The sequence below is a fragment of the Sphingomonas zeae genome (assembly GCF_014197135.1).
Lineage (GTDB): Bacteria > Pseudomonadota > Alphaproteobacteria > Sphingomonadales > Sphingomonadaceae > Sphingomonas > Sphingomonas zeae.
On record NZ_JACIFA010000001.1, the window covers coordinates 124,226 to 144,605 of the forward strand.

The following is a 20,380-nucleotide window of genomic DNA, read 5'->3' on the forward strand; positions in this document are numbered from 1 at the left end:
TTGCGCAAAGGCGCCATCTCCTGTACCGATCGATACAGAATCGACTAGCCGGTTTGGAGGTTTCCCGTCATGCGTCAGCCCCTACCGCCTTTCACCTCCGAAACCGCCGCGCAAAAGGTCCGTGCCGCCGAGGATGCGTGGAACAGCCGCGATCCCGAACGAGTCGCGCTGGCCTATACGCCCGACTGCCCATGGCGGAATCGCGATCAGTTTCTGACGGGGCATGACGCGATCGTCGCCTTTCTGCGCGGCAAATGGGCGCGCGAGCGGGATTATCGGCTCATCAAGCAATTGTGGGCGCATCAGGACAGCCGGATCGCGGTACGCTTTGCCTATGAATGGCATGATGCGGGCGGCCAGTGGTTTCGCTCCTATGGCAATGAGAATTGGGACTTTGCCGAGGATGGCCGGATGCGGCGCCGGATCGCATCGATCAACGATCTGGCGATTCGCGAAGACGAGCGGCTGTTCCACTGGCCGCTCGGCACTCGTCCGGCGGATCATCCTTCGCTCAGCGAACTCGGGCTCTGATCATGGCGCGGATGATCGCCGAGCGCGCCGATGCGCTGCCGGGGCTGGCCGAGGTGTTCCGCGAATATGGCTATGCCGGGGCCAGTCTGTCGCTGATCGGCACCGCGACGGGGCTGGGGCGGGGGAGCCTCTATCACTTCTTCCCCGGCGGCAAGCAGGAGATGGCGGCGGCCGTGCTGGCCGATGTCGCAGCCTGGTTCGACGCGGCGGTGTTCACGCCGCTGGAGCAGGCCGACGATCCGCGCGCGGGCATCGATTCGATGATGGTGGCGGTGGACCGCTATTTCGGCTCCGGCCAGCGCGCCTGCCTGATCGGAGCATGGGGGCTGGGGGCGACTCGCGATCCCTTTGCCGAGCCGATCGCGGCCTATTTCCGGCGCTGGATCGCCGCGCTCCAGTCGCTGCTCGTTCAAGCGGGCGTGGCGGAGGATCACGCCGCCACGCTGGCGCAGGATGTCGTCAGCGGCATCCAGGGGGCAGTCGTGCTGGCGCGCGCGCTGAACGACCCTTCGCTGTTCCGCGCGACGCTGGGGCGGCTGACGGCGCGGCTCTATACCGCGCTCGCCGCCGCCTGATCGTTCAGATCGCCGCCAGCGCCTGTTCGCAATCGGCGATCAGGTCGTCGGCATCCTCGACCCCGATCGAGATGCGGACCAGATTGTCGGTGATCCCCAGCGCCGCCTTGCGTTCATCGGGGACCGACAGGTGCGTCATCGCCGCCGGATGGCTGGCCAGCGTCTCCGTCCCGCCCAGGCTGACGGCCAGCTTGGCGATGCGTAAGCTATCGAGGAAGCGGAACGACTCCGCTTCGCCCCCCTTGAGGTAGAGCGAGAAAGTCGATCCGCCGCCGGTACAGTGGCGACGATAGATGTCCGCCTGCCGCTCCATGCCGGGCGTGTCCGCCAGGAAACCGAGATAGCCGACCCGCTCGACCTTGGGATGGTCGCGTAGGAAGGCGCAGACCTTGGCGGCGTTTTCGCCCGCCCGGCTCATGCGCAACTCCAGCGTCTCGAGCGAGCGGAGCAGCATCCACGCCGTATTGGGGTCGCAGATCGTGCCGATGGTGTTGCGCATCGAGCGGATGGTGGCGATGTGCGCCTTCGACCCCAGCACGCCGCCCGCGACCAGGTCGGAATGGCCGCCGGCATATTTGGTCAGCGAATAGACGACCAGATCCGCCCCGTGGCGAAGCGGACGCTGCCAGAGCGGGCCGAGGAAGGTGTTGTCGATCGCGATGGGCGGCTTCTCGTCATGGTCGGCAAATACCGCATCGCGCGCCGCCGCCACTGCCTCGATATCGACCAGCGCATTGGTCGGGTTGGCGGGGCTTTCGAGATAGATCAGCGGCACACGGCCGGTCTCGGCGGCCTTGGTCAGGACCGCGTCGATCCCCTCGCGCGTGGCACCAGCGGGGAAGTCGAGCCACTGCACGCCGAACCGGCCCAGGATACGCCCGATCAGCGTCTCGGTCGCGGCATAGAGCGGGCCGGAATGGACGATGACGTCGCCCGGCTGGACCATCGACAGGAACAGCGTGGCGATCGCCGCCATGCCGCTGGAAAAGGTCAGGGCATCCTCCGCCTCGTCCCAGATCGCCAGGCGATCCTCCAGGATTTCCTGGTTCGGCCCGTTGAAGCGCGAATAGACCAGCCCGTCCGCACCGCCGGGACGCTTGCCGGTCACGCCCTCGAAATGGCGCTTGCCCGCCGCCGCATTGGGGAAGACGAAGGTCGACGTCAGGAAGATCGGTGGCTTCAGCGATCCTTCGGACAGCACGGGGTCGAAACCATGCCCCATCATCAGCGTGGAGGGTTTCAGCTTGCGGTCGCCGATGCTGGTCACATCGCTCTTGGCGGCGGCCTTGGCGGGGTCTTGGGGCGAAACGCCGGTCAGATCGGATTCGGTCGGCATGTCGGTCTCCTTGGGAAGGGATGCCGCTCTGTCGGCGGCCATGTCCCCAGGATAACGCGGCAAATGGCTTTGGCGAGGCTCATATCCTCCCCGGTACGGGGAGGTGGCAGGGCGAAGCCCTGACGGAGGGGGGGGTCCATAAAGGACGTCCCTCGCGGCGCGCCCCCTCCACCACCGCTTCGCGGTGGTCCCCCTCCCCGTGCCGGGGAGGATATTTCAGCCGATACCGATCAGCGAAATCTGGCGACCATAAGAGGGCTCGGCGCGGTGGGTGGCGCGGCGGAAGCTGAAGAAGCGATCTTCCTGCGCATAGGTGTCCTCGCCTAGTGCTGCGACGCGCGATACCCCGGCGGCGGCCAGGCGCTGGACTACATAGGCTTCCAGATCGAACTGATAGTGATCCGCGCGCGTGCCGTCGGCGAAGAAGCGTTCATTATCGGGATCGGCCTCGGCGAATCGGCGCAGAAATGCGGCATCGACCTCATAGCTGGCGCGGGCGATGCACGGGCCGATGGCGGCAGCGATGCGATCGCGGCGCGCGCCCAGAGCCTCCATGGCGAGCAAGGTCGCGTCGGTGATCCCTCCCAATGCGCCCTTCCACCCGGCATGGGCGGCGCCCACGACGCCTGCCTGGACATCGGCGAACAGCACCGGCGCGCAATCGGCGGTCAGGATGCCGAGCAGCAGCCCTGGCCGATCCGTGACCAGCGCATCGCCATGCGGGCGGACATCGTCCTCGGGCGGGGTCAGTATCGTCACCGCCTCGGCCGAATGGATCTGGTAACAGGTGATGAGCCGCCCACCGGGCAGCACAGCATCACGCGCGCGGCGGCGATTCTCGGCGACCGAATCGGCATCGTCCTCCGATCCGAGCCCGACATTCAGTCCGCCATGAATCCCCGCCGACACGCCGCCGCGCCGCCCGAGAAAGCCGTGCGGGATGGGCTCGAGCAGGGGTGTTCGAAGTGTTTCGATGGTCATAGCGACAGCCTCATGATCCGGTCTTCGTCGATCGTCTCGCCCACGGGGAAGTCGTAGCGGCCGATATCGACAAAGCCGTAGCGGGTGTAAAAGGCCTTGGCCCGGTGGTTGTCGACATAGACCGACAGGATCAGCTCGCTTGCACCGCGTGCCCGGGCGGTGGTGATCGCCCAGTCCATCAGTACGGGGCCGACGCCCGCGCCCAGATGGCTGGAGGCGACATAGAGTTGGTAAAGCTCGACTGCATCCTCGGGCCAGTCGCCGGGAAAGCCGACGGGGCCGATCTTGGCGAAACCGATGATCGCATCACCCTCGACCGCCAGGCGGATGATGAAGTCGGGATCGCCGATTTGGGCAGGCAGGCCCTCGGGGCCGAAGGCTTCGTCCAGAAAGGCGTTCAGGTCGGCCGCCGGATAGAGATGGCCGAACGTGTCGGTGAAGGCGGCACGCGCCATCGCGGCCAGCTTTTCCCCGTCTCCGGGCGCGGCGTCACGATAGACGATCATTCGCCATAGCCCGCAGGCACCGGCCAGTCGGGCCGCGCCACCGCCAGCGCGCGGAACAGCGTGCCCATGTCCTGCATCAGCCGGTTGCGGTCGGCGAGCAGCGCGTCGGCGCGGTCGGGATGTGCGCGGGCAAGGCTGGTGGTGCGCTGGTCGATGCCCAGGGCGCCGAGCAGGTCGCGCTGCGTCACCGGACCGAAGGCGGCGAGGCCGGTACTTTGCGCGGCGGCGGCCAACGTCGTGAAATCGACATGCGCGCTCAGATCCTGTTCGCCCGGCCGGTCGAAGGGATTGGCATAGGCATGGCCGCACACCGCCTGCAACGTGTCGGCCAGGGCGGGGCCTTCATAGCCATAATCGACGATCAGCGCCGCACCGCCCTGCGCCGCGATCCGGGCGGACAGGCTGCGCATCACCGCGACGCTGGCGGGGGACACTTCGATCACCGACCCGGCCTCGGCCTCGCGTAAGGGTTCCGGGATGATCTCGGAGGGCACCGGCGGCCCGGCGATCGGCAGGAACAGCAGGTCCTGTGCCGCAACTAGCCGCTCGTGCCAGCCGTCACCGCGCCGGACGAGCTGGCGGATCGGCAGCGCGTCGAAGAATTCGTTGGCGACGACGATCAGCGGGCGGTCGCTGGGCAAGGTCTCGACCGTGTCATGCCACTGGGCGTCCGCCACCCGCTGGGCTTGGGCGGTGCGCAGCGTCGCGCTGGTTTCGACGAGATGGATGGTCGGATGCAAACCCGCCTTGGCCATCGCGCGTCGGGCATCGGCCGCCAGCGTGCCGCGCCCCGGCCCCAGTTCGACCCAGTGCACTTGCGGTCGACCCGCCCGGTCCCACAGATCGGCGCACCACAGCCCGACCAGCTCGCCGAACATCTGGCTGATCTCGGGACTGGTGGTGAAGTCACCGCCCGCGCCCAGCGGATCGCGGGTGCCGTAATAATGCGCATTGGCGGCGGCCATGAACTGCGCCACCGGGATCGGCCCGGCCAGCGCGATGGCGCGGGCGAGCCGTTCGGGCAGCGCGTCCTCGGGCTCGGGCTTGTGATCGGCGGGGGGGATCAGCGGGTTGGTCATGCCCCCGCTCTGCCGCCCCGACCCCGCCGCTGCAAGAGGATCAGGAAACGCTATCGGTCCCCGCGATCGGCTCCACCCGGACGCGGCGCGCCTTGGCCGAGTTCATCAGGTACAGCCCGCCCAGGATCATCGGCACGCACAGCCACTGGCCCATGTGCAGCCCGGTCATCTGCGCAAAGGCGCGCAACTGCTGGTCGGGCTCGCGGAAGAATTCGACGATGAAGCGCGCAATGCCATAGCCGAGCAGGAACAGGCCCGACAGCTTGCCCGGATCATAGCGCGACTTGGTCCGCCAGAAGGCGAAGCTCATCACCGCGAACAGGACCAGACCTTCCAGCCCGGCTTCATAAAGCTGGCTGGGGTGGCGCGCCGGATCGGGCAGGCCGAAGGGCACCGTGCGCGGGAAGATGATCGCCCAGGGCACGTCCGACGGCTTGCCCCACAGCTCGCCATTCACGAAATTGGCCAGGCGGCCCAGGAACAGCCCGACCGGCGCGGTGCAGACCAGATAGTCGAGGATGCGAAGCGCGTTCAGATTGTGCTTGCGCGCGAACAGCCAGACGCCGATCCCGGTGCCTGCCGCGCCGCCGTGAAAGCTCATCCCGCCGTCCCAAAGCCGCAGGATGTGAAGCGGGTGCAGGAACATCTCGGGCGCGTAGAAGATCACATAGCCGATCCGCCCGCCCAGGATGATGCCCAGCGTCGCATAGAAGACCAGATCATCGGCATGCGCCCGCGACATCGGCGCCCCCGGCCGGTCGAGCATCTTGCCCAGATACCACCAGCCGAACAGGATGCCGGTGATATAGGCCAGGCTGTACCAGCGCAGCGTGAAGAAGCCGATCGAGAAGACGTCCGGGTGCAACCCCAGATCCTCGAACCGGATATGGCCGCCCGCGGCCGCAAGCATGGAGAGGATCAAATGCGTTTCCCTTTCTGGCCCGCTTCATAGAGCGGCGGGGCGACAACACCAAGACCATGGGTTGGGTGCCGCCCTTTGTGGCGGCGGGTGGGCATGGCCTTCGACTTCGCTCAGGCTGAGCGGAGGTTGGTGCGCATCCCCAAAGACCCTTTCAGCCTGAGCGAAGTCGAAGGCCACGCCGGACGGTCGCCGATTTTGATTCAGGCGAAGCCGCAAAGCCGCGAAGATTTTTGGTTCGCGCGGAGGCGCGGAGGGCGCAGAGAGGTTTGGCCCGGCCGCAAGGCCAGTCTTCCAACGCCGGGCGCCACGGTCTGCCGGTCGAGACGGAGGAATGGTCGCGCCAATGATCCCCCTCCGCGTCCCCTGCGCCTCTGCGCGCAAAAATCTTCACGGCATCGCGGCTTCGCGCGAACAATCGACCCCTCTCGCTATAAGACAGTGAAACCCCGCGCTTGCCTGACCATGCCTGTCGGCTAAGGCTCGGCCGCGATGGAGTACAGCAGGCGCAACATCTTGGTCGGCGGGGGCGTGGGGGCGGGGTTGGTCGTGGCCTGGGGGCTGTGGCCGCGCGCCTATCCGCCCAGCCTGACGGTCGCGCCGGGCGAGCAGGCGTTCGGCGCGTGGCTGAAGATTGGGCGCGACGGCATCGTGACGGTGGCCGTGCCGCAGGCCGAGCATGGTCAGGGGATCGCCACCACGCTGGCGCAGGTCGTCGCCGACGAACTGGGTGCCGACTGGCGGACGGTCGCGGTCGAGCCCGCGCCGATCAGCCCGCTTTACGCCAATCCGATCGGGGTCGATTCGCTGTTCGAGGGCGCGTTCGACCGGCTGCCCCAAGGTGCGCGCGACGAATGGCTGCGCCGCGACCGGGTCATGCTGACCGCCGGGTCCAGCTCGCTGCGCATGTTCGAGCCGCCCGCCCGTATCGCCGCCGCGACCGCCCGCGCGCTGATGGCGCAGGTCGCCGCCCGCCGCTGGGGCGTGGACTCGCGCGCGTGCGAGGCCCGGGACGGCTTCATCGTCCATGGCAACCAGCGGCTGCGCTTCGCCGAACTGGCCGAGGCGGCGGCGGGCGAGACGGTGCCCCATCCCCCGCCGCTGGGCAGCGGCGGCGCGGGGCGGCTGATGGGCAAGGATGTGCCCCGGCTCGATGCGCCCGCCAAGATCGACGGCTCGGCCAATTTCACCGCCGATATCCGCCTGCCGGACATGCTCCATGTCGCGCTGCGCCATGCGCCGCTGGGCCGGGCCGGCGCCATTCGCGTCGACCGTGCGGCGGCGATGAAGGTCCTGGGCGTCGTCGACGTGATCGAGGGCGACGATTGGGTCGCGGTCGCCGCCGCCAGCTGGTGGATCGCGCAAAAGGGCCTCGATGCGCTTGCTCCGCGCGCGCAGAGTGCTGGGGCGCTGCCCACGTCGCAAGCCATCGTGCAGGCGCTTGACGCCGCACTGAAGGAGGAAGGGCACACCGTCCTCACCCGCGGCGATGTCGCGGAGGGGTTGGAAGGTCCGGGATTGATCGAAGCCAGCTACCGGATCGGGACCGGCGTCCATGCCGCGATCGAGCCGCGTGCGGCGGTGGCGGCATGGCAGGATGGCGGACTGGAGCTATGGGTGCCGACCCTCGCCCCCGAAGCCGCGCGCGCGGTCGCGGCGCGGGCGGCGGCGATCCCCGAGGCGCGGATAATCGTCCACGCCATGCCGATCGGGGGTGGCTTCGGCCTGGGGCTGGAGAATAGCGCGGTGGCGCAGGCGGCGATGATCGCCGCGAAGCTGAAGCGGCCGGTCAATGTCCAATGGTCGCGCACCGAGGATCTGCGCTGCGACGCCTATCGCGCGCCCGCCATGGCCCGGATGACCGCGCGACTGGCACAGGGAAAGCTGGTCGGCTGGCGTGGTCGGATCGCGACGCCTTCGACCGGCAAGGCGCTGGCCGAGCGAGTAATGCCAGCTGGGCTGGTCCGCTGGGGGATGCGGGGTGAGGGGCGGGGCGACGCCTATGCGATGGGCGGCGCGGTTCCTCCTTACGCGATCCCCGCGCTGGCGGTGCATCATCACGATGCGTCGCTCCCCGTCCCGACCGGCCATGTGCGCGGCGGGGCGCATGTCGCCAATTGCTTCATTACCGAATCCTTCATCGACGAATGCGCGCGCGAGGCGGGGGCCGATCCGCTGGCATGGCGAATCGCGATGCTGGGGCAGGAGCCGCGGCTGGCGCGCTGCCTGTCGACCGCCGCGCCGCTGGGCGGCTGGGAAGGTGGCGCGGCGGGCAGTGGGCAGGGTGTCGCCGCGCATGGCTTTCGCGGCAGCTATGTCGCGGTGATGGCCGAGGCGCACCGGGACGAGGGTGGCCGCCCCGTGGTCGACCGGCTGGTCGCCGCCATTGACTGCGGCCGGGTGGTGAACCCCGATATCGTGCGGCAACAGGTCGAGGGCGGACTGATCTTCGGCCTTGCCGCCTTGCGCGGCGGCGCGGTCGGGTTCGAGCGGGGCTGGGCGGTGCCGTCGCGGCTGGGTGCGCTGAACCTGCCGCGGCTGGCCGATACGCCCGACATCACGGTCGAATTGATCGATTCCAACGAAGCCGCCGGCGGGGTCGGCGAACTGGCGGTGCCGCCGGTCGCGCCCGCCATCGCCAATGCGCTCGCCACCCTGCCCGGCGCGCCACGGATACGAAGCCTGCCGATGGAGTTTTCCGCCTGATGCTGCCGCCCGACCATGTGCCCGTCCCGCGTCCGAAGATCGGCGTGCTCCTGATGAACCTTGGCACGCCCGACGCGCCAGAGCCGCGCGCAGTGAAGCGCTATCTGGGCGAGTTCCTGTCCGATCGCCGGGTGATCGAGATTCCGGCTCTGCTGTGGCAGCCGATCCTGCGCGGTATCATCCTGAACACCCGACCGAAGAAATCGGCTCATGCCTATTCGCTGGTCTGGCGCGATGACGGCTCGCCGCTGGCCGCGATCACCAAGGCGCAGGCCGGGGCGTTGAAGGATGCGTTCGGGCCGGGCGTCATGGTCGACTGGGCGATGCGCTATGGCCGCCCCGCCATCGCCGACCGGGTGCAGGCCATGAAGGATGCCGGTTGCGAGCGTATCCTGCTTGCCCCGCTCTATCCGCAATATTGCGCGGCGACGACCGCCACCGCCAATGACCGGGCGTTCGCGCATCTGGCGACGATGCGCTGGCAACCGGCGATCCGCACCCTGCCGCCTTATTATGACGATGCGCTTTATATCGACGCGCTTAAAACCCAGCTGGAAACCCAGCTTGCCGCGCTTGATTTCGAGCCAGATGCGATTCTGGCGAGCTTCCACGGCATGCCGCAACGGACGTTGGAACTGGGCGATCCCTATCATTGTCATTGCCGCAAGACCGCGCGGCTGCTGGCCGAGGCGATGACGGACACGCTGAAGGGTCGCGAACTGCTGGTCTCATTCCAGTCGCGATTCGGGCGTGCCAAATGGCTGGAGCCCGCGACCGACACGGTGCTGGAATCGCTGCCGGCACGCGGTATTCGCAAAGTGGCGATCCTGGCGCCGGGCTTTTCGGCCGATTGTATAGAGACGCTGGAGGAACTGGCCATCCGCGGCCGCGAAAGTTTCGAGGGCGCCGGCGGAACCCATTTCGCCTATCTGCCCTGTCTCAACGACAATGAGGTCGGCATTGCGATGCTGCGCGGATTGATTGAACGTGAACTGCAAGGCTGGTTGCCGTAGCGTAATATTACATTTCGTACCGCCCTTTGTCGTTGCGGATATCGTCTGCCCCTTTTAAGCCACAATCTCATTTGGGAGAGGTCTGATGGCACGGGTCGCGATTGTGACGGGTGGTACGCGCGGTATTGGCGAGGCGATCAGCCTTGCGCTCAAGGAAGCGGGCGCCACCGTCGCCGCCAATTATGCGGGCAATGACGAGCGGGCGCGGGAGTTTTCGGAGCGTACCGGGATCAAGTCCTATAAGTGGGACGTCGCCGATTATGACGCGGTCCAGGCGGGCGTCGCGCAGGTCGCCGAGGAACTGGGGCCGGTCGATATCGTCGTCAACAATGCCGGCATCACGCGCGACGGCACGCTGTTGAAGATGACCTACCAAATGTGGAAGGAGGTCATGGACACCAATCTGGGCGGCTGCTTCAACATGGCCAAGGCGGTGTTCCCCGGGATGCGCGACCGGAAATGGGGCCGCATCGTCAATATCGGCTCGATCAACGGTCAGGCGGGCCAGTATGGCCAGGTCAACTATGCCGCCGCCAAGTCGGGCATCCATGGCTTCACCAAGGCGCTGGCGCAGGAAGGCGCGCGGTTCGGCGTGACCGTCAACGCGATCGCCCCGGGCTATATCGACACCGACATGGTCGCCGCCGTTCCCGCCGACGTACTGGAGAAGATCGTTGCCAAGATCCCGGTCGGCCGTCTGGGCCAGGCGCACGAGATCGCGCGCGGTGTCGCCTTCCTGTGTTCGGATGAGGCCGGTTTCGTCACCGGCTCGACCCTGTCGATGAACGGCGGACAGCACATGTATTGAGGCGGGATGGCATGAGATTGAATCACCCCTCTCCTTCAGGGGAGGGGCTCGCGTTGGCTTAACCCGATGTCATCATTGTCGGACGCCATTCCTCCCTTGGTAGGGGGAGGAATGAGGCAGTGGCAAGAACGCCGACCTCCCTGGGGGAGATCGGCGTTCCGTCCTCGATACGCTACGCGAGAATACTGGGGCGGGTGGGGCAGATACAGGCTCCGCCCGCCCTAACCGTTTAGCGGCAATAGCCGGGACGGCCCGACCGCTCGATCGCGCGGCCCGCCAGTGCGCCGCCTGCGCCGCCGACCAGCGTGCCCAATGTGCGATCGCCGTCGGTATCGATGGTCCGGCCCAGCAGGCCGCCCGCCACGGCGCCGACAATGGTGCCGGTCGTGCCCGAGCGGCGGCACTTGCTCGCCTGATATTCCGCCCGCGCGCCATCGTTATAGCCGCGGTAATAGCGGTCCGAATGAGGCGCCCGGCGATAGCGGTGCGCATCCGCAGCGGTAGCAGGCAGCACGGCGCCGCCGATCATCGCCATCGTGGTCGCCGCCAAGGTCAGGGTCTTCATCATGGTCTCACTCCCGAAACTCGTATCGATCGACGGTCCCGTCCGTCGTCGTTGCACCGCTTCTGGGCGATTCGCGTTGAGCGCTTCCTGAATGCGGCCGTTATCCGCCGTTCATGATGTCGCGTACCGGGTAGGGACCGATCCGCCCCGGCGGGGGGCTGTCGTAGGGCGTCGCAGCGCCTATGAGGCGCCATGCGTATCTTGCTGTCCTGTCTGCTGATCCTGGCCCTGGTACCGGGATGGTCCGGCGAACAGCGTCTGCCGCTGTTCGAGGGCAAGCCGCAGATGGACATGCACCGTGTCGATCTGGACCCGAACGATCCGTCACGGCGCAAGCTCGGCGCGCTGACCTATCTCGGCGGCATCGTACTGACGAGCCGTATGCCCGCCTTTGGCGGCTATTCCTCGCTGGCCGTGGCGGGGGATCATTTCCTGCTGCTGAGCGACGGCGGCAATATCGTGCGCTTTCGCATGGGCGCGGACTGGACGCCGCACGACCTGCATTTCTCCGATCTGCCCGCCGGTCCCGGTACGGGATGGGAGAAACGGGACCGTGACAGCGAATCGCTGGCGATCGACCCGAGCACCGGACGGTTATGGGTGGGGTTCGAGGGGTATAACCAGATATGGCGTTATGCGCCCGGCTTCGCCCGCGCTGGGGGCTATGTTGCCCCACGGGACATGAAGGATTGGCCCGCCAATGGCGGGGCCGAATCGCTGGCGCGGATGCCCGATGGGCGATTCGTCACCATCTCCGAAGAGGCGAAGGTCCGGCGCCGATCATGGCGCGGCGGGAACGAGTCGCGGCGCAACAGTCGCCAGGCGCTGATCTTTCCGGGCGATCCGCTGAAAGGCCATGCCCGCCGCTTCGCCTATCTCGTGTCGCCGAAATACGACGTTGCCGATGCGGCGGCGCTGCCCGATGGGTCGCTGGTCGTTGTCGAGCGGCGTTTCCGGCTGCCCTTCCGGTTCTCGAATCGCATCATGCTGGTCCCCGCCGCCCAGATCACGCCCGGCCGGGTGGCGCGGGGGCGGTTGATCGCGGAACTCGATTCGCCGCTGATCCACGACAATTTCGAAGGCGTCGCGGTGACGCAGGAGGGCGAAGCGACGATCCTGTGGCTGGTGTCCGACGACAACCAGCTGTTCCTGCAAAAAAGCTATCTGCTGAAGTTTCGGCTGGATCGCGCGGCGATCCGCTGATCGTCCGCGTGGCCTTCGACGCGGGCACAGAACGCCCAAGTTTATCCTGAGCGGCTGGCTTGCCAGCCAGCCGAAGGGCTCAGGCCAAGGGTACTCCCAACACCAACGACGAAAACCCACCGCTCCGGGGAGCGGCGGGCTTCAACCCGTCAACCGTCGCGTCGCTGATTAAGCGGCGGCGGCTTCGGTCTTGGCGGCGGCCAGCCTCTTGACGACGTCGCGCTTCAGGCGACGCACGCGCAAGGACAGCTGATCGTCCGAGGTCTTGACCAGCCAGTTGTCGAGGCCGCCATTGTGCTCGACCGAGCGCAGGCCGTGGGTCGAAACGCGAAGGCGGACGCTCTTTTCGAGCGAGTCCGAAATCAGCGTGACGTTCTGCAGATTGGGCAGGAACGTACGCTTGGTCTTGTTGTTGGCGTGGGAAACGTTGTTACCCACCTGCCGGCCCTTGCCGGTCAGCTCGCAAATGCGCGACATGATCGTTATCCTGGTTTCAGGCAGTGCCCGGAAAGGCCGCGCCGATACCCCGTCCGGGGGGTGACGTCAACCGATTCCCCGCAAAGACCGGTGCAACTGGGCCTCGTCGGCTGCGTTGTTACGGCAACGAACCTTTGGGAGCCAGGGTCATGCGCGCTTTTCTCGTCCTGTTGGGCATCGTCCTTCTGCTGGTCGCCGGTGCCATGGCGATGGGGTGGGTCAGCATCGACCAGACCCGCCCGGCGGTCGTCCAGGCCCCGGCATTCCGCGCCGAGGGACCCAAGGTGTCGGTCGGCACCACCCAGAAGACGGTCGAGGTGCCGACGGTCAGCGTCGAGAAGCCCGCCGACAACGCCCAGTAAGGACCACCAAGCGCCCTTGCCCGGATGACGGGCGCGGGGCAGGGAGGGGGGATGTTTCCGCTTCCCACCCCGATGCGCATCGCGCTCGACGCTGCTGCCCAGGCGGGGCTGGCGGGCGAGGTGCCGGTGGGCGCGGTGGTGGTGCAGGACGGCGCGATCATCGCGACCGGCGCGAACGCGCCCCGTCGCCTGCACGACCCCACCGCCCATGCCGAAGTCCAGGCGATACGCGCCGCCGCCACGTTGCTCGGCCGCGACCGGCTGGAGGATTGCGATCTCTGGGTCACGCTGGAGCCCTGCGCCATGTGCGCGGGCGCGATCGCCCATGCCCGAATCGCGCGGCTCTATTACGCCGCCAGCGATCCCAAGGGGGGCGCGGTCGAGCATGGCCCGCGTTTTTTTTGCCAGCCCACCTGCCACCACCGGCCGGAAGTCTATGCCGGGATAGGCGAAGAGGAGGCCGCAAGCTTGCTGAAAGACTTCTTCAAGGCACGACGATAGGCGGGCGTTATCTCTGATCCTCCCGCTTCTGAAAGCGCCGAAGGAGCCGAGATGCCAGGAAGCCGCTCGCTCCGGCGACCACGGCAGCGCGCCATGCCGAATGGGGGGCGATATTCCACGCATTCAGGATCGTCAGCGCGATAAATATGAACAGCCCCGACAACAGGGGCATGGCCCATCGTGCGGTCAACCACCGCGCCATTCCACCATGCGCCGCCATGCCAATCCGCCCTCATGATCGCGAAGACTGCAAGGTTAATCAGATCGCGGCTGACCTGCGCGTTACCGGATGATGTCGTGTCGCCTTATACGATGAAAGGCCCGGACGGCATCCCGTCCGAGCCCTTTTCCGCTTCGCAAATCGCTTGGCGATCAGCGCAGATCGCCCTCGCGAATCGGCACGATCTTGATCTCGACGCGGCGGTTGGCGGCGCGGCCTTCCTCGGTGTCGTTGGACGCGATCGGTTGCGACTTGCCAAAGCCGCGGGTGCCGATGCGGGCGGGCTGCACCCCGCGCGATGCGAGATAGTCGGCGACCGATACCGCCCGCTGTTCGGACAGGCGCTGGTTATACGCATCGCTGCCGGTCGAATCGGTATGGCCATACACGTCGATATAGGTCTGCTTATACTGCGACAGGATGTCGGCGACCTGGTCCAGCGTCTGGCGGAACTGCGGTTGCACCTGCGACGAGTTGTACGCGAAGGTAATGCCCGAGGGCAGGTTCAGCAGCAGGTCGTCGCCCTGGCGGACGACTTGAACGTCCGTGCCTGCGGTGCGGGCGCGCAGGTCGCGCTCCTGCTTGTCCATATAGGCACCGATACCGGCCCCGGCGAGGCCGCCGATGCCCGCGCCCAGGATCTTCTCGGTCCGGTCGCGCCGCCCGCCGACCAGATCGCCCAGCAGATAGCCGCCCACCGCGCCGCCGATACCGCCGATTGCCGCCTTGGACAGTCGCTGCTGGCCCGTCTCCGGGTCGGTGGTGCAGGCCGAGGTGGCGACCAGTGCCGACAGGGCGGCGGCGGTCAGGAACTTGGCAGACAGTCGCATGAACATGATCCTTGTTGGTTTTATCGGCGTCTCGTCCCTCGGAACGCCGTCTTACGCGGCCTTGTTCCGCATGTGAACTGAACGGAACATGACGACGGGAGTTGTCGAAGCCCTGTTCGCCCCGCTATGAGCACCCAGTACCGATGGCACCGCTGCCCCCCTTTCCGTGGATCGACGTCCTCATCATCCTCGCGCTTGTCGCGCTGAACGGCGCGTTCGCGATGAGCGAACTGGCGATCGTGTCGGCGCGGCGTGCGCGGCTGGAGGCGATGGCGCGCAGCGGGCGTAAAGGTGCGCAGGCCGCGCTGACCCTGGCCGCCGATCCGGGCAAGTTCCTGTCGACCGTCCAGATCGGCATCACCCTGACCGGGATCATCGCGGGCGCCTATTCGGGCGCCAGCCTGGGCGCGCCGACTGCCGCGCGGCTGGAGGCGCTGGGCGTGTCGCCCTCCACCGCCGCGACGCTCGGCTTCGCGCTGGTCATCGGCCTCACCACCTATGCCTCGCTGATCCTGGGCGAACTCGTCCCCAAGCAGTTCGCGCTGCGCAAGCCCGAACCGATCGCCGCCTTCGTCGCCGCGCCGATGCGCTGGCTGGCGATCGTGACCGCACCGATCGTCTGGGTGCTCGATTCGACCAGCGGGGTGATCTTCAAGCTGCTGGGCCTGAACCGCGACAATGAGGATCAGGTGACGGCCGAGGAGTTGCACCTGATCGTCGCCGAGGCGTCGAAATCCGGCGTGATCGAGGAGCATGAACGTTCGATCATCTCGGGCGTGGTGCGCCTCGCCGACCGGCCGGTGCGCGAGGTGATGACGCCGCGCACCGAGATCGACTGGCTCGACTGCACGCTCGACGATGCGGCGATCCGCGCCAAGCTGCTGGAAAGCCCGCGCACCCGCCTGCCGGTGGGTGAGGGATCGATCGACGCGGTGGTCGGCGTGGTCCAGGCGCGCGACATCGCCATGGCGCTGTTCCGGGGCGATCCGCTCGACCTCAAGCAGTTGATGCGCAAGGCGCCCGTCGTGATCGACCGGATCGATGCGATGGACGTGCTCCTCGCGCTGCGCCAGGCGGAGGTGCCGATGGCGTTGATCCATGACGAATATGGCCATTTCGAAGGGATCGTGACCCCGTCCGACCTGCTGGCGGCGATCGCGGGTGAATTCGCCTCCGACGCCGATCCGGGCGAAGCGCCCTCGGTGGTTGAGCGCGACGACGGCTCGCTGCTGGTTGCAGGGACCATGGCGGCGGACGCGCTGGCCGACCGGCTGGGCATCGACCTGCCCGACGACCGCGATTACGCAACCGTCGCCGGGCTGGCGCTCGCCGTCTTCCGCCACCTGCCGGGCGAGGGCGAAAGCTTTGTCGAGCAGGGCTGGCGGTTCGAGGTGGTCGACCTCGACGGACGCCGGATCGACAAGCTGCTGGTCAGCGAGGCCTGAGCACGGGCACCCTGTCGTCCAGGCTGCAAGGCCTTCACCTCGCCCAGCGGAACCGGACCAGCGCCATGACGAGCGCAAAGACATAGGCATAGCCGAATCGGTCCAGCCGGATGAGGCGCTGGCCCCGGCGGCGGCGCAGGCTGCCGAAGCTAGGGCGGTGGTAGCCGCCGGACTCAATCGGCCAGTACGATATCTTTCGACGCCACCACCCGCGCGATGTGCGGCAGGATGTTCTCGATCGCAAAGGCGTGGAGTTCGGCCGAGCGCGAAGCACAGGCATCCTCGGCGATGACGATGTCGTAGGACAGTTCCCAGCCCGAGCGGGCGGTCGATTCGACGCCCATGTTCGTCGAAATCCCCGCGATCACCAACGTGCGCACGCCATGGCGCCGCAGGTGCAGGTCCAGGTCGGTACCGGTGAACGCACCCCAATGATGTTTCAACACGACGATATCGCCGGGTTGGCGCAGCTCGGGCACCAGCTCGCTGAATTCGGGCGGAGTGCCCTGGGGCGGCAGGCTGGGGCGGTCGACATTCTGGCTGGGCATCGTCTCGGGCGTGAAGCCGACATGGACGAGCACGACCGGCGCCCCCGCCTCGCGGAAGCGGGTGGCGAGCGTCCTGGCGGTCGCCACGACCTCCGCCCCCAATCGCGGGCCGCCCGCATGGGGCAGGATACCCTGTTGCAGGTCGATGAGAATCAGCGCGGTGGTCTTGGGATCGAGCGTGGTCATCATGCTTCAACCGGCGTTGGCGTCGGCCGTTCCGTCAGAGCCGCCCGAACACCGCCTCGAACCCCTGGCGATCACCGGCCGCCAGCAGACGCGCCTGTTCCAGCCAGCGGTCGCGCGCCATACGGCCGGAAAACGGCCCGAGCTGCGCGTCGAGAGCTTGCGCCTGCGCCTCGCTCAGGCTCGCCATATCGCCAACGGTCGTGATGCCATGTTCGGCGAGCTTCTGGGTGAGCTTGGGGCCGAGACCCTTGAGCAGCGTGATCGGCTGGTCCTCCGGCCGGGCGGTATCGGCGAGGGGCTGCGGCGTGGCCTCGGCGGCGGGGCTGGCATCCATGGGCGCCGCGGCGGCGACGGGTTCGTCGCGCAAGGGATCGCTGGAAGGCGCAGGCTCTTCCGGCTCCGAAGGGGGCGGCATGATCGGGGCAGCGACCGGGGCTGGCGCGGCGACAGGTGCCGGCGTCGTTGCAACGACGGGCTCGGGGGCAACGACGGGCTCGGGCTCGGGCTCGGGCTCGGGCGTCGGTGTCGAAGCCGGGCTTGGTCGCGGCTGTGCCTTTGGCTGCGTCAGTTCGGCCTCACGCAGCGGCGCGGGGTCGGGCTGGCGCAGGTCCATTCCCGCTTCCTGCGCATTTTTATCCACCTGCTGGGCGGCATCGGTACGGCGGCGCTTCAGGCGCATACCGATCAGAATGACCGCGATCGCCGCGATCGCGACCAGCGCGATGAGCGCGAAATGGATGGTCGTGATGGCGGCCACGCCATCGGGGATCAGGCTTTCCGCCCGTGCTGCCGTCGTGTCGTTCATCGCGTTACCCTATTGTCCCATCGCCCCGATCGCGAGCCCAATCGATGGGGTCAACGCACGGTTCCCGTAGCGTCCGCCTCGCGAGCGACTTCTCGCCAGCCGATGTCGCGGCGGCAGAAACCATCGGGGAAGCGAATGGCGTCGACCGCACGGTACGCGGCGGCCTGCGCCTCGCCCACGCTTGCCGCGCTGGCGGTGACAGCCAGCACCCGGCCACCGCTAGCGACCAGTTGATCGTCCTCCATCTTCGTGCCCGCCTGGAACACGACCGCGCCGGTCGCTTCGGCGGCATCGATGGCGTCGATCGCGCCTCCTGCCTTGGGCGTGCCGGGATAGCCCGAGGCCGCCATCACTACGGTCAGCGCGGGGTCGGGCGAGAATGCGGGCGCGGGCAGTTCCGCCAGCCGCCCCTCGGCGACCGCCAGCATCACCGCCAGCAGGTCGCCCTGGAAGCGCAACATCAGCACCTGGCATTCGGGATCGCCGAAGCGGGCATTATATTCGATCAGCTTGGGACCCTGGTCGGTCAGCATGAGCCCGGCATAGAGCACGCCCGAGAACGGCATCCCTTCGGCGCGCAGCGTATCGACGGTGGGGCGGACGATCCGGTCGATCGCCTGTTGCTCCAGGTCTGGCGTCAGCACGCGTGCGGGGCTGTACGCCCCCATGCCACCCGTATTCGGGCCGGTATCGCCGTCGCTGACCCGCTTGTGATCCTGTGCCGAGCCGAAGGGTAGGAGCGCCTCGCCATCGGTCAGGACGAACAGGCTCGCCTCCTCGCCCTCCAGGAATTCCTCGATCACCACCTCGGCGCCGGGGACGGAGAAAAGGTCGGTGATCGCGCCCTCGGCCTCGGCCTTGGTGAAGGCGACGGTCACGCCCTTGCCCGCCGCCAGACCGTCGGCCTTGATGACGACCGGCAGGCCGAAGGTGCTGGCGAGTGCGGCCTGCGCTTCTTCCAGCGTGTTGACCCGGACGTAACCGGCGGTCGGGATGTCGGCGCGGCGGCACAGATCCTTGGTGAAGCCCTTCGACCCCTCGAGCTGCGCGGCGGCCTTGCTAGGTCCGAACACCGGTACACCCGCCGCGCGCAGCGAATCGGCCAGGCCGTCGACCAGCGGCGCTTCGGGGCCGACCACGACCAGGCCGATGGCATGGTCCTTCACGAACGCCACCACGGCGGCGTGATCGGTCGCGTTCAAGGCCACGCAGGTCGCATGGGCCGCGATACCGGGGTTGCCGGGCGCGGCGTAGAGCGTATCTAACCCGTTCGACTGAGCCAGCTTCCACGCCAGCGCGTGTTCGCGGCCACCCGATCCCAGCAGCAGGACGTTCATGCCCGATCCTTATCCCTATGACGAAAGTGCGAGGCTGGTAGCCGAGGAGATCGCCGGCGACAACGCGCTCGCGCTATCGGTGGGCGAACTCAGCCTGAAGCTGAAGCGGATGGTGGAGGGCGAATTCGGCCATGTCCGCCTGCGTGGTGAGATTTCGGGATACAAGCGCGCTACCTCGGGCCATGTCTATATGAGCCTGAAGGACGAGAATGCGGTCATCGACGCGGTGATGTGGAAGGGGGCGGCGAATACGCTGCCCTTCCAGCCGCAGGACGGGGTCGAAGTGATCGCCACCGGCCGCCTGACCACTTTTCCCGGCCGGTCGAAGTACCAGATCGTCGTCGAGCGGATGGAGCTGGCGGGCGCAGGCGCGCTGATGGCGCTGTTCGAGAAATTGAAGGCCAAGCTGGCAGGCGAGGGGCTGTTCGCGCGCGAGCGGAAGAGGCCCTTGCCCTTCATGCCGCCGGTGATCGGCGTCGTCACCTCGCCGACCGGCGCGGTCATCCGCGACATCCTCCACCGGCTGGAGGATCGCTGCCCGACCCATGTCATCGTCTGGCCGGTCAAGGTACAGGGCGCGGGCTCGGCGGAAGAGGTCGCCGCCGCGATCCGGGGCTTCAACGCGATTACGCCCGGCGGTCCGGTGCCGCGCCCCGACCTGGTGATCGTCGCGCGCGGCGGCGGCTCGATCGAGGATCTCTGGTCATTCAACGAGGAAATCGTCGTCCGCGCGGTCGCCGACTGCACCATCCCGATCATCTCGGCGGTGGGACATGAGACGGATACGACCCTGTGCGATTACGCTGCCGACCTGCGCGCGCCGACTCCGACCGCGGCGGCGGAGATCGCGGTGCCGGTGCTCGCCGACTTGCGCCTGACCGTGGCGAGCCATCGCCAGCGCACCGAACGCTGTGCGCGCCGCTATGTCGAGCGGGGCCGCGAGCGGCTGGACGCGATGGCGCGGCTGCTCCCCAAGCGCGACCAGTTGCTGGGGCCACAGCGTCAGCGTGCCGATGAGGCAGGCGCGCGGCTGGATCGCGGGTTGGAGCGGCGGGTGACGCTGGCGCGGGGCGGGCTGGACCGGGCAGGGGCGGCGCTGCGCCCGGCGGTCCTCGAACGGCAGGTGGAGCGAGGGCGCGACCGATTGGCCTCGACCTGGCGGCTGATCCAGTCGCTCAACCCCGATCGCATCCTGGAGCGCGGCTATGCCCGGATCACCGCGCGGCCGGGCGGCGAGACGCTGTCCTCGGCCGAGGCGGCGCGGGCGGCGGACACGCTGACGCTGCGCTTCCGCGACGGAACGGTCGATGTCGCGGTCGATCAGGCCGGGGTTGAGCGGCCCGCCCCCCGAACCTATGACAAGCCCAAGCGGGAGCCCAAGGCCGACCAGCCCCGGCCCGGACAGGCCAAGCCGGACCAGCCGACGCTCCTTTGATCCGAAAGTACC

General features: G+C 67.7%; 21 protein-coding genes. 10 read left to right on the plus strand and 11 right to left on the minus strand.

Annotated elements, in window-relative coordinates:
• Positions 1 to 69 precede the first annotated feature (69 nt).
• Both GGR45_RS00585 and GGR45_RS00590 read left to right on the plus strand, forming a co-directional pair.
• Positions 70 to 531, plus strand: coding sequence for a nuclear transport factor 2 family protein (locus tag GGR45_RS00585; RefSeq protein ID WP_175313343.1), 462 nt, complete (start codon positions 70 to 72; stop codon positions 529 to 531).
• A gap of 2 nt (positions 532 to 533) precedes the next feature.
• Positions 534 to 1,106: a TetR/AcrR family transcriptional regulator gene (locus GGR45_RS00590; RefSeq protein WP_175313345.1), complete on the plus strand. Its 573-nt coding sequence runs from the start codon at positions 534 to 536 to the stop codon at positions 1,104 to 1,106.
• A 4-nt stretch (positions 1,107 to 1,110) separates the two neighbouring features.
• Here the strand turns inward: GGR45_RS00590 and GGR45_RS00595 are convergent, their stop codons facing one another.
• The 5 genes from GGR45_RS00595 to lgt all read right to left on the minus strand — a co-directional run bounded on the left by GGR45_RS00595 (position 1,111) and on the right by lgt (position 5,930).
• Positions 1,111 to 2,442: a cystathionine gamma-synthase family protein gene (locus GGR45_RS00595; RefSeq protein WP_175313347.1), complete on the minus strand. Its 1,332-nt coding sequence runs from the start codon at positions 2,440 to 2,442 to the stop codon at positions 1,111 to 1,113.
• A 216-nt stretch (positions 2,443 to 2,658) separates the two neighbouring features.
• A complete protein-coding gene (pgeF, locus tag GGR45_RS00600) occupies positions 2,659 to 3,423 on the minus strand; it encodes a peptidoglycan editing factor PgeF (protein ID WP_175313349.1) in 765 nt (254 codons plus the stop codon).
• Positions 3,420 to 3,929 (minus strand): GNAT family N-acetyltransferase, encoded by a 510-nt coding sequence (locus GGR45_RS00605; protein WP_175313351.1) that lies wholly within the window; start codon positions 3,927 to 3,929, stop codon positions 3,420 to 3,422. Before GGR45_RS00605 ends, pgeF begins: the two co-directional genes overlap by 4 nt.
• Positions 3,926 to 5,008: a class I SAM-dependent methyltransferase gene (locus GGR45_RS00610; protein ID WP_175313353.1), complete on the minus strand. Its 1,083-nt coding sequence runs from the start codon at positions 5,006 to 5,008 to the stop codon at positions 3,926 to 3,928. Before GGR45_RS00610 ends, GGR45_RS00605 begins: the two co-directional genes overlap by 4 nt.
• Positions 5,009 to 5,048: 40 nt before the next feature.
• Complete coding sequence (gene lgt, locus GGR45_RS00615) at positions 5,049 to 5,930, minus strand: prolipoprotein diacylglyceryl transferase (protein WP_415640692.1); 882 nt, start codon at positions 5,928 to 5,930, stop codon at positions 5,049 to 5,051.
• 489 nt (positions 5,931 to 6,419) lie between these two features.
• On the opposite strand from lgt, the gene GGR45_RS00620 reads away from it, so the two are divergent.
• From GGR45_RS00620 to phbB, 3 genes are all read left to right on the plus strand, one after another.
• Complete coding sequence (locus tag GGR45_RS00620; RefSeq protein ID WP_175313355.1) at positions 6,420 to 8,633, plus strand: xanthine dehydrogenase family protein molybdopterin-binding subunit; 2,214 nt, start codon at positions 6,420 to 6,422, stop codon at positions 8,631 to 8,633.
• The gene (gene hemH / locus GGR45_RS00625) at positions 8,633 to 9,646 is read left to right on the plus strand and encodes a ferrochelatase (protein WP_175313356.1); all 1,014 of its coding nucleotides are present in this window, start codon (positions 8,633 to 8,635) and stop codon (positions 9,644 to 9,646) included. Before GGR45_RS00620 ends, hemH begins: the two co-directional genes overlap by 1 nt.
• A gap of 85 nt (positions 9,647 to 9,731) precedes the next feature.
• Entirely contained in the window at positions 9,732 to 10,454 is a 723-nt protein-coding gene (gene phbB, locus GGR45_RS00630; protein ID WP_175313358.1) for an acetoacetyl-CoA reductase, read from the plus strand.
• A 229-nt stretch (positions 10,455 to 10,683) separates the two neighbouring features.
• Here phbB and GGR45_RS00635 read toward each other — a convergent pair whose 3' ends face one another.
• Positions 10,684 to 11,022 carry a glycine zipper 2TM domain-containing protein gene (locus tag GGR45_RS00635; RefSeq protein WP_175313360.1) on the minus strand — a complete coding sequence of 113 codons (339 nt, stop codon included), beginning with the start codon at positions 11,020 to 11,022 and terminating at the stop codon, positions 10,684 to 10,686.
• 189 nt (positions 11,023 to 11,211) lie between these two features.
• Here GGR45_RS00635 and GGR45_RS00640 point away from each other — a divergent pair, with 189 nt between their 5' ends.
• Complete coding sequence (locus tag GGR45_RS00640; RefSeq protein ID WP_175313362.1) at positions 11,212 to 12,222, plus strand: esterase-like activity of phytase family protein; 1,011 nt, start codon at positions 11,212 to 11,214, stop codon at positions 12,220 to 12,222.
• 168 nt (positions 12,223 to 12,390) lie between these two features.
• Here the strand turns inward: GGR45_RS00640 and rpmB are convergent, their stop codons facing one another.
• The gene (rpmB, locus tag GGR45_RS00645; protein ID WP_175313364.1) at positions 12,391 to 12,699 is read right to left on the minus strand and encodes a 50S ribosomal protein L28; all 309 of its coding nucleotides are present in this window, start codon (positions 12,697 to 12,699) and stop codon (positions 12,391 to 12,393) included.
• Between the two features lie 149 nt (positions 12,700 to 12,848).
• Here rpmB and GGR45_RS00650 point away from each other — a divergent pair, with 149 nt between their 5' ends.
• Together GGR45_RS00650 and GGR45_RS00655 are read left to right on the plus strand one after the other, a co-directional pair.
• Positions 12,849 to 13,061 carry a hypothetical protein gene (locus GGR45_RS00650; RefSeq protein ID WP_175313366.1) on the plus strand — a complete coding sequence of 71 codons (213 nt, stop codon included), beginning with the start codon at positions 12,849 to 12,851 and terminating at the stop codon, positions 13,059 to 13,061.
• 72 nt (positions 13,062 to 13,133) lie between these two features.
• Positions 13,134 to 13,562 carry a nucleoside deaminase gene (locus GGR45_RS00655; protein WP_175314129.1) on the plus strand — a complete coding sequence of 143 codons (429 nt, stop codon included), beginning with the start codon at positions 13,134 to 13,136 and terminating at the stop codon, positions 13,560 to 13,562.
• A gap of 372 nt (positions 13,563 to 13,934) precedes the next feature.
• On the opposite strand, the gene GGR45_RS00660 is transcribed toward GGR45_RS00655, so the two are convergent.
• Positions 13,935 to 14,612: a YiaD family glycine zipper/OmpA-like lipoprotein gene (locus tag GGR45_RS00660; protein ID WP_175313368.1), complete on the minus strand. Its 678-nt coding sequence runs from the start codon at positions 14,610 to 14,612 to the stop codon at positions 13,935 to 13,937.
• Between the two features lie 143 nt (positions 14,613 to 14,755).
• Between GGR45_RS00660 and GGR45_RS00665 the strand changes: the two genes are divergently transcribed.
• On the plus strand, positions 14,756 to 16,057 hold the full coding sequence (locus GGR45_RS00665; protein WP_175313370.1) for a hemolysin family protein: 1,302 nt from the start codon (positions 14,756 to 14,758) through the stop codon (positions 16,055 to 16,057).
• Between the two features lie 173 nt (positions 16,058 to 16,230).
• On the opposite strand, the gene GGR45_RS00670 is transcribed toward GGR45_RS00665, so the two are convergent.
• Genes GGR45_RS00670 through purD form a run of 3 tightly spaced genes read right to left on the minus strand, consistent with a single transcriptional unit; the run spans position 16,231 to position 18,933 of the window.
• Positions 16,231 to 16,791 carry a hydrolase gene (locus GGR45_RS00670; protein WP_175314130.1) on the minus strand — a complete coding sequence of 187 codons (561 nt, stop codon included), beginning with the start codon at positions 16,789 to 16,791 and terminating at the stop codon, positions 16,231 to 16,233.
• 34 nt (positions 16,792 to 16,825) lie between these two features.
• Positions 16,826 to 17,596: a hypothetical protein gene (locus tag GGR45_RS00675; protein ID WP_175313372.1), complete on the minus strand. Its 771-nt coding sequence runs from the start codon at positions 17,594 to 17,596 to the stop codon at positions 16,826 to 16,828.
• Positions 17,597 to 17,646: 50 nt separating this feature from the next.
• Positions 17,647 to 18,933 carry a phosphoribosylamine--glycine ligase gene (purD, locus tag GGR45_RS00680; protein ID WP_175313374.1) on the minus strand — a complete coding sequence of 429 codons (1,287 nt, stop codon included), beginning with the start codon at positions 18,931 to 18,933 and terminating at the stop codon, positions 17,647 to 17,649.
• Here purD and xseA point away from each other — a divergent pair.
• Positions 18,932 to 20,368, plus strand: a complete 1,437-nt coding sequence (gene xseA / locus GGR45_RS00685) for an exodeoxyribonuclease VII large subunit (RefSeq protein ID WP_175313376.1) — start codon at positions 18,932 to 18,934, stop codon at positions 20,366 to 20,368. The two genes, purD and xseA, sit on opposite strands and share 2 nt — an antisense overlap.
• Positions 20,369 to 20,380 lie beyond the last annotated feature (12 nt).

Bases quoted from the DNA above. Each gene is read 5' to 3' on its own strand.
- GGR45_RS00585 (WP_175313343.1), top strand. From the start codon at position 70: ATGCGTCAGCCCCTACCGCCTTTCACCTCCGAAACCGCCGCGCAAAAG.
- GGR45_RS00590 (WP_175313345.1), top strand. From the start codon at position 534: ATGGCGCGGATGATCGCCGAGCGCGCCGATGCGCTGCCGGGGCTGGCC.
- GGR45_RS00595 (WP_175313347.1), bottom strand. From the start codon at position 2,442: ATGCCGACCGAATCCGATCTGACCGGCGTTTCGCCCCAAGACCCCGCC.
- pgeF (WP_175313349.1), bottom strand. From the start codon at position 3,423: ATGACCATCGAAACACTTCGAACACCCCTGCTCGAGCCCATCCCGCAC.
- GGR45_RS00605 (WP_175313351.1), bottom strand. From the start codon at position 3,929: ATGATCGTCTATCGTGACGCCGCGCCCGGAGACGGGGAAAAGCTGGCC.
- GGR45_RS00610 (WP_175313353.1), bottom strand. From the start codon at position 5,008: ATGACCAACCCGCTGATCCCCCCCGCCGATCACAAGCCCGAGCCCGAG.
- GGR45_RS00620 (WP_175313355.1), top strand. From the start codon at position 6,420: ATGGAGTACAGCAGGCGCAACATCTTGGTCGGCGGGGGCGTGGGGGCG.
- hemH (WP_175313356.1), top strand. From the start codon at position 8,633: ATGCTGCCGCCCGACCATGTGCCCGTCCCGCGTCCGAAGATCGGCGTG.
- phbB (WP_175313358.1), top strand. From the start codon at position 9,732: ATGGCACGGGTCGCGATTGTGACGGGTGGTACGCGCGGTATTGGCGAG.
- GGR45_RS00635 (WP_175313360.1), bottom strand. From the start codon at position 11,022: ATGATGAAGACCCTGACCTTGGCGGCGACCACGATGGCGATGATCGGC.
- GGR45_RS00640 (WP_175313362.1), top strand. From the start codon at position 11,212: ATGCGTATCTTGCTGTCCTGTCTGCTGATCCTGGCCCTGGTACCGGGA.
- rpmB (WP_175313364.1), bottom strand. From the start codon at position 12,699: ATGTCGCGCATTTGCGAGCTGACCGGCAAGGGCCGGCAGGTGGGTAAC.
- GGR45_RS00650 (WP_175313366.1), top strand. From the start codon at position 12,849: ATGCGCGCTTTTCTCGTCCTGTTGGGCATCGTCCTTCTGCTGGTCGCC.
- GGR45_RS00655 (WP_175314129.1), top strand. From the start codon at position 13,134: ATGCGCATCGCGCTCGACGCTGCTGCCCAGGCGGGGCTGGCGGGCGAG.
- GGR45_RS00660 (WP_175313368.1), bottom strand. From the start codon at position 14,612: ATGCGACTGTCTGCCAAGTTCCTGACCGCCGCCGCCCTGTCGGCACTG.
- GGR45_RS00665 (WP_175313370.1), top strand. From the start codon at position 14,756: ATGGCACCGCTGCCCCCCTTTCCGTGGATCGACGTCCTCATCATCCTC.
- GGR45_RS00670 (WP_175314130.1), bottom strand. From the start codon at position 16,791: ATGACCACGCTCGATCCCAAGACCACCGCGCTGATTCTCATCGACCTG.
- GGR45_RS00675 (WP_175313372.1), bottom strand. From the start codon at position 17,596: ATGAACGACACGACGGCAGCACGGGCGGAAAGCCTGATCCCCGATGGC.
- xseA (WP_175313376.1), top strand. From the start codon at position 18,932: ATGCCCGATCCTTATCCCTATGACGAAAGTGCGAGGCTGGTAGCCGAG.
- purD (WP_175313374.1), bottom strand. From the start codon at position 18,933: ATGAACGTCCTGCTGCTGGGATCGGGTGGCCGCGAACACGCGCTGGCG.